The sequence below is a fragment of the Anaerofustis stercorihominis genome, assembly GCF_005844425.1.
In the GTDB taxonomy this organism is placed as follows: domain Bacteria; phylum Bacillota; class Clostridia; order Eubacteriales; family Anaerofustaceae; genus Anaerofustis; species Anaerofustis butyriciformans.
This window is the reverse complement of record NZ_SPHL01000002.1, coordinates 86,210-92,468: the sequence shown is the minus strand read 5'-3', so window position 1 is coordinate 92,468 and position 6,259 is coordinate 86,210. Positions and strand designations below refer to the sequence as shown.

The 6,259-nt window shown below is 29.8% G+C and carries 7 protein-coding genes and 1 other annotated feature; of the genes, 4 read left to right on the top strand and 3 right to left on the bottom strand.

Features of this window, described 5'->3' with window-relative positions; all coding sequences use genetic code 11:
* Positions 1-377, top strand: a 377-nt coding sequence (locus FGQ49_RS10270; RefSeq protein WP_171020553.1) for a hypothetical protein, incomplete at its 5' end; no start/stop codon positions are given.
* Between the two features lie 34 nt (positions 378-411).
* On the opposite strand, the gene FGQ49_RS01440 is transcribed toward FGQ49_RS10270, so the two are convergent.
* The 3 genes from FGQ49_RS01440 to FGQ49_RS10675 form a co-directional block, all read right to left on the bottom strand.
* Positions 412-1,782, bottom strand: a complete 1,371-nt coding sequence (locus tag FGQ49_RS01440; RefSeq protein WP_138268146.1) for a TrpB-like pyridoxal phosphate-dependent enzyme — start codon at positions 1,780-1,782, stop codon at positions 412-414.
* A 47-nt stretch (positions 1,783-1,829) separates the two neighbouring features.
* Positions 1,830-2,082, bottom strand: a binding site (T-box leader).
* A gap of 135 nt (positions 2,083-2,217) precedes the next feature.
* Entirely contained in the window at positions 2,218-3,222 is a 1,005-nt protein-coding gene (locus FGQ49_RS01435; protein ID WP_138268145.1) for an aldo/keto reductase, read from the bottom strand.
* Between the two features lie 12 nt (positions 3,223-3,234).
* Positions 3,235-3,627, bottom strand: coding sequence for a MerR family transcriptional regulator (locus FGQ49_RS10675; RefSeq protein ID WP_171020552.1), 393 nt, complete (start codon positions 3,625-3,627; stop codon positions 3,235-3,237).
* 162 nt (positions 3,628-3,789) lie between these two features.
* Here FGQ49_RS10675 and FGQ49_RS01425 point away from each other — a divergent pair, with 162 nt between their 5' ends.
* Genes FGQ49_RS01425 through FGQ49_RS01415 form a run of 3 tightly spaced genes read left to right on the top strand, consistent with a single transcriptional unit; the run spans position 3,790 to position 6,246 of the window.
* Complete coding sequence (locus FGQ49_RS01425; RefSeq protein WP_138268143.1) at positions 3,790-4,149, top strand: ArsR/SmtB family transcription factor; 360 nt, start codon at positions 3,790-3,792, stop codon at positions 4,147-4,149.
* Between the two features lie 21 nt (positions 4,150-4,170).
* A complete protein-coding gene (locus FGQ49_RS01420) occupies positions 4,171-4,386 on the top strand; it encodes a cation transporter (protein ID WP_138268142.1) in 216 nt (71 codons plus the stop codon).
* Positions 4,387-4,407: 21 nt separating this feature from the next.
* The gene (locus tag FGQ49_RS01415; protein WP_138268141.1) at positions 4,408-6,246 is read left to right on the top strand and encodes a heavy metal translocating P-type ATPase; all 1,839 of its coding nucleotides are present in this window, start codon (positions 4,408-4,410) and stop codon (positions 6,244-6,246) included.
* The last annotated feature ends 13 nt before the right edge of the window (positions 6,247-6,259 follow it).

The following is a 6,259-nucleotide window of genomic DNA, read 5'->3' as shown; positions in this document are numbered from 1 at the left end:
ACGAAAAAAGTAACTATTTAACAAATGAAACTTTTAAAGGTGGAAAAAACACAAAAAATACATCAATACAAAAAATATGGATTAATGATTTAATCGGCGATACTAAAGTTATTATTGATTTTGAACAAACTAATACAATACCTACACATATAATTAATTATTCAAAAGATAAAAAAGAAATTATAATAACATTTGATAATGTCGATGCAGAAACAGCAAAAATATCAGACTATAAAGATAATAAAATAATAAAAGAAATAACGACAGAAAATAAAGAAGGGAATAAAAGTCAAATAAAAATTTCTTTAAATAAGATAATAAAATACAGAACAGACGAAACAATAGACTCTAGTCAACTTGTTCTTAATTTAAGATAAAAGAAACGTAAAACGTTTCTTTTATCTTTTTTAATTATTTAATTTTTGGAAGAGTATCAAAACCCTTTTGTAAAATATCATCTGTAATTTCAGGATCTATTATTGTTCCTTCGTTGTATTGCATATATGCACTCATATCAAAGTATCCTGTACCTGTTAAACCAAATACAATATTTTTTGATTCCCCTGTTTCCTTACATTTTATAGCTTCATCCATTGCAACCTTGATAGCATGTGAAGATTCAGGTGCTGGAAGAATTCCTTCAACTCTGGCAAATTCAGTTGCTGCTTTAAATACTTCACTTTGAGCAACAGTTCTTGCTTCATCAAGTATTCCATCATGATATAGTTTTGAAACAATAGGACTCATTCCGTGATATCTTAGTCCTCCCGCATGATTTGGAGATGGAATAAAACCGCTGCCTAATGTATACATTTTTGCAAGAGGTGTTGTTTTACCTGTATCACAGAAATCATAAGCATATTTTCCTCTTGTCATTGATGGACAAGACTGTGGCTCAACAGCGATAAAGTGAATATTATTTTTACCTTGAATTTTTTCTCCTGCAAAAATACCAATAAGCCCACCAAGATTTGAACCGCCTCCGGCACAACCTATAACAATATCAGGAGTTATATCATATTTTTCTAAAGCTTTTTTGGTTTCAAGTCCTATAATACTTTGATGTAAAACAACATGGTCAAGAACAGAACCTAAAACATATTTATAATCATTTTTAACCGCTTCTTCAATTGCTTCGGAAATAGCACATCCAAGACTTCCACCTGTTCCAGGATTTTCTTCTAAGATTTTTCTTCCTATTTTAGTTGTGTCTGATGGAGAAGGAATAACTTCTCCTCCGTAAGTTTGAATAACAGCCTTTCTATATGGTTTTTGCTCAGCAGAAACTTTTACCATAAACACTTTTAATGGAAGATTAAAATATGCACAAGCCATTGACATTGCAGTCCCCCATTGACCTGCTCCCGTTTCGGTTGTAAGACCTTTTACACCTTGTTTTTTTGCATAATATGTTTGAGCAATAGCTGTATTTAATTTATGTGAACCTGATGTATTTGTTCCTTCATATTTATAATAAATATGTGCCGGAGTATCCAAGTATCTTTCTAAAAAATATGCTCTTACCAAAGGTGAAGGTCTATACATTTTATAAAAATCTTGTATTTCTTTTGGAATATCAAAAAATCTTGTTGTTGTATCAAGTTCTTGATCTATTAATTCATCACAGAAGATTGGTCTTAAATCATCTTTTGTTATAGCTTCACCTGTTGCAGGGTTTAAGAAAGGTTCATGCTGTTCTTTCATATCCGCTTTTATGTTATACCATTTTTTAGGCATCTCTTCTTCACTTAGATATATTTTGTAAGGTATTTGTTCTTTCATAGTTTTTCTCCTTTTCCTTATTTATAAAAAAAACTCTTATCCCAAACATAAGGGACAAGAGTTAGATTACTAATTTCCTGCGGTACCACCCAAATTGCTAAAAAGCCGCTTTGTCATATACTATCATATATGCTTCCTTTATAACGGGCGAAGATCCCGTCAGCGAATACTCTCATAAATGATTTGTTCACTGCCCAAGATAAGTCCATTCATTAAATACATATTTATCGGTTTACACCAACCACCGACTCTCTGTAAAATAAAATTATTTAATTACTTACTCTCATCTATATGGTTTATAATTGATTCAATTTTTATTTATATTAAAGTATAAACAATAAAAAGTCAAGAATATTTTGAAAATTTATCCTTTTTAAGGTTCCTTTCTATTTGAATTCATATTTTTATCACATTTAAGAATGTAATAGCAGAATATTATTTATCAATTAATTCCTCTTGTTCTTTTGGGTATCTTGCTCCTGTAATTTCAATATTATTCAAATCTCTTTCTATTTCTCTCATTTCTTCAACCGAAAAAATTACATCTTCTCCTTTTATATTTTCTTCAATTCTTGATATTTTTTTTGTTCCTGGTATTGGAACAATGAAGTCTTCTTTCGATAATAGCCATCCAAGTGCAACCTGTGCGGGAGTAGCTTCTTTTTTAATGGCAATATTTTTTACATAATCTACCAAAATAATATTTTTGGGCAAATTCTCTTTATTAAATCTTGGTATTTGACTTCTAAAATCATTTTTTTCAAATATTGTATTTTCATTAAATCTTCCGGTTAATACCGCTTTACCAAGAGGTGAAAATGGAACAAATCCTATACCAAGCTCTTTTAAAGCTGGGATTAGTTCTTTCTCGGGTTCTCTATACCACATAGAATACTCACTTTGTACTGCCGTTACCGGACAGACTGTATTTGCCCTTTTTATAGTGTTAACGCTCGCTTCTGAAAGTCCCCAATTCAATATTTTACCTTCTTTAATAAGTTCATTTATAGTATATGCCACTTCTTCGATTTCTATCTTTGGATCTACTCTATGCTGGTAATATAAATCTATGTAATCCGTATTAAGTCTTTTTAGAGAACCTTCAACTGATTTTTTTATCGAATCGGGACTACTTGATAACACAACAGGTCTGCCAAGCTCATCAACTCGATTATTTTCTATGTCAAATCCAAATTTCGTTGCAATTTTTACTTTATCTCTATATGGCTTTAATGCTTTACCAAGTAAACTTTCATTTTCATAGGGACCGTAAACTTCTGCTGTATCAAAAAAAGTTATCCCAAGGTCAACGGCTTTTCTTATTACTTCAATAGCCTCGCCATCTGTAATATATGGAGGATAACTTTGAGTAAAGCCCATGCAACCAAGACCAATTGAAGAAACTTCAAGTTTATTTTTTCCTAAATACCTTTTTTTCATTTTATATACCCCTTAATTATCTTTAATTGTACTAATTATTTTTTCTGTTTCAGGATTACAAAGATCATCAAAATTTTTAATTTTGCATCTTACAATATTTAGACAATCTTGTAAATGTGCTATTTGCGTTTCAAGGTCATTTTCTATATTCAAAAGAATATTCCTTCTTTTTTCCTTTGTGTCATCATTTGAATGTGCAAGATGCATATATTCCTTTATGTATTCAAGTTTTGCACCTGTTTCTTTGAATTTTAATATAAATTTTATCCATCTAATATCTTCTTCACTGTAATCTCTTATACCTGATTCATCTTTTTTTATTTTTGGAATAAGCCCTATTTTCTCATAATATCTTAAATTATTTTCTGAAATCCCAGTTAATATTGATGCTTCTTTTATTTTCAATATCTACACCATCCTTTCTATATTCTAATATACGACTTAAAGTCAACTCTAAGTCAAGCATAAATTTATATTTTTTTTATTTTATATTGACAACAGAATTAAAATATATATAATTAAATATATGAACAAGTATTCATATATTCATATGTAAAGGAGGATGCTATGGCAGCAGCAAAAATAGAAATGTGTGAATTAAAACACATTCATAAAGATATTGTTGATAAAGTGCATGAAAAAATGCCGAACGAAGAAGAACTTTACAACCTTGCAGAACTGTTTAAAGTTTTTGGAGACAGTACAAGAATTAAGATATTAAATGCTCTTCTTGTCAGCGAAATGTGTGTTTGCGATATTGCTAATATTTTAAATATGACTCAATCAGCAGTATCACATCAATTAAAAAATTTAAAACAAGCAAGACTTATAAAAAACAGAAAAGAAGGAAAAACCGTTTTTTATTCCTTAGCAGATGAACATGTTATGACTATATTAAACCAAGGAATTGATCACATAGAAGAATAAAAATAAAAAAGGAGAAAAGAAATGAAAAAGAAATTTAAAATGGATAACATTGACTGTGCAAATTGTGCAATGAAAATGGAAGAAGCTATTAGAAAGATAGATGGAGTAGAAAGTGCAAATATAAACTTTATGCTTCAAAAATTAACATTGGAAGCAAATGAAGAAGATTTTGAAGAAATAATTGAAAAAGCAAGAGTTGCTATTAAAGATATAGACGAAGAAGCTATTATTCTATAATTAAAAATTAAGGAGAAAAGAATGAACAAACAACAAAAGCAACTATACAAAATTACCATTGCTTTAACGCTTTTTGTTTTCGGTTTTATATTTAAAAATACAAGTTTTTCACCTGTTTTATTTCTACTGGCATATATTTTATCAGGGTATGACATTATCTTAAAAGCAATAAAAAATATATCAAAGGGAAAAGTATTTGATGAAAACTTTTTAATGGCAATTGCATCAATAGGCTCTATAATTTTAAGTGACTATGCAGAAGGATCTGCCGTTATGATTTTCTATCAAGTAGGAGAATGGTTCCAAAGTTATGCAGTAAATAAATCAAGAAAATCCATAGGTGAACTTATGGATATATGCCCCGACTATGCAAATATAGAAAAAGATGGAGAATTAATAAAAGTTGATCCTGATGATTTAGATATTGGAGCTGAAATTATAGTTAAACCGGGAGAAAAAATACCACTTGATGGTATTATACTTAGTGGTAAATCAACCCTTGATACTTCCGCTCTTACAGGTGAATCTCTACCAAGAGATGTAAGAGAAAACGATGAAGTCTTAAGTGGGTGTATTAACCTAAACGGAATACTTAAAATAAAAGTTACAAAAGAATTTGATGAATCAACGGCTACAAAAATTTTGGAACTTATAGAAAACGCAAGCAGCGAAAAATCCCATACAGAAAATTTTATTTCTGTTTTTGCTAAGTATTATACGCCAATAGTAGTTTCATGTGCATTAATACTTGCTTTAATTCCTCCAATAGTAACATCTACACCTTTTTCTGATTGGATTTATAGAGCTTTAATATTTCTTGTAATATCCTGTCCTTGTGCTCTTGTTATTTCAATCCCTCTTGGATTCTTTGGTGGAATAGGAGCCGCAAGCAGTAGTGGTGTTTTAGTAAAAGGAAGTAACTATTTAGAAGCATTATCAAAAGCTGAAATAATGGTTTTTGATAAAACAGGAACTCTTACAAAAGGACATTTTAAAGTAGAAGAAATTTATGCAAAAGATATTAAAAAGGAAGAACTGCTTGAGCTTACAGCTTATGCAGAAGCATATTCAAATCATCCTTTGGCAATATCTGTTAAACAAACATATAATAAACATATTGATACAAGTAGAGTAGAAAATATAGAAGAACTATCAGGTTTTGGAATAAAAGCTGTTATTGATGAAAATGAAATATTAGTTGGTAACTTCGATTTAATGAAACAAAATGGTATTGAGTTAGAAGAAACCAAAAGTATAGGAACTGTACTATATGTAAGTAAAGAAAAACAATATTTAGGTTATATCCTACTTTTAGATGAAATAAAAGAGGACTCAAAAGAAACTATAAAATCCTTAAAAAAATTAGGCATTAAAAAGACCGTAATGCTTACCGGAGACAAAAAAGAAATTGGAGAATATGTTGCAAATCAAATAGGAATTGATGATGTTTATACCAACTTACTCCCAATTGATAAAGTAAATAAAGTTAAAGAATTGATGCAAACAAAATCAGAAAAAGGCAAACTCGTATTTGTAGGAGATGGTTTAAACGATGCTCCGGTTCTTACAATGGCAGATATAGGAATTGCAATGGGCGGTCTTGGAAGTGACGCAGCAATTGAAGCCAGCGATATTGTTATAATGACTGATGAACCAAGTAAAATTATTACAGGCTACAGAATTTCAAAAAAGACACTTTCTATAGTAAAACAAAATATAGTTATAGCCTTAGCAGTAAAAATAGGAGTAATGATTTTAGGCGCATTTGGAATGGCAAATATGTGGGAAGCAATTTTTGCAGATGTGGGTGTTGCAATAATCGCAATATTAAATTCCATTAGAGCTTTAAAATATAAATAAAAAAAAGACCACA

Bases quoted from the DNA above. Each gene is read 5' to 3' on its own strand.
- FGQ49_RS01435 (WP_138268145.1), bottom strand. From the start codon at position 3,222: ATGAAAAAAAGGTATTTAGGAAAAAATAAACTTGAAGTTTCTTCAATT.
- FGQ49_RS01425 (WP_138268143.1), top strand. From the start codon at position 3,790: ATGGCAGCAGCAAAAATAGAAATGTGTGAATTAAAACACATTCATAAA.
- FGQ49_RS01440 (WP_138268146.1), bottom strand. From the start codon at position 1,782: ATGAAAGAACAAATACCTTACAAAATATATCTAAGTGAAGAAGAGATG.
- FGQ49_RS01420 (WP_138268142.1), top strand. From the start codon at position 4,171: ATGAAAAAGAAATTTAAAATGGATAACATTGACTGTGCAAATTGTGCA.
- FGQ49_RS01415 (WP_138268141.1), top strand. From the start codon at position 4,408: ATGAACAAACAACAAAAGCAACTATACAAAATTACCATTGCTTTAACG.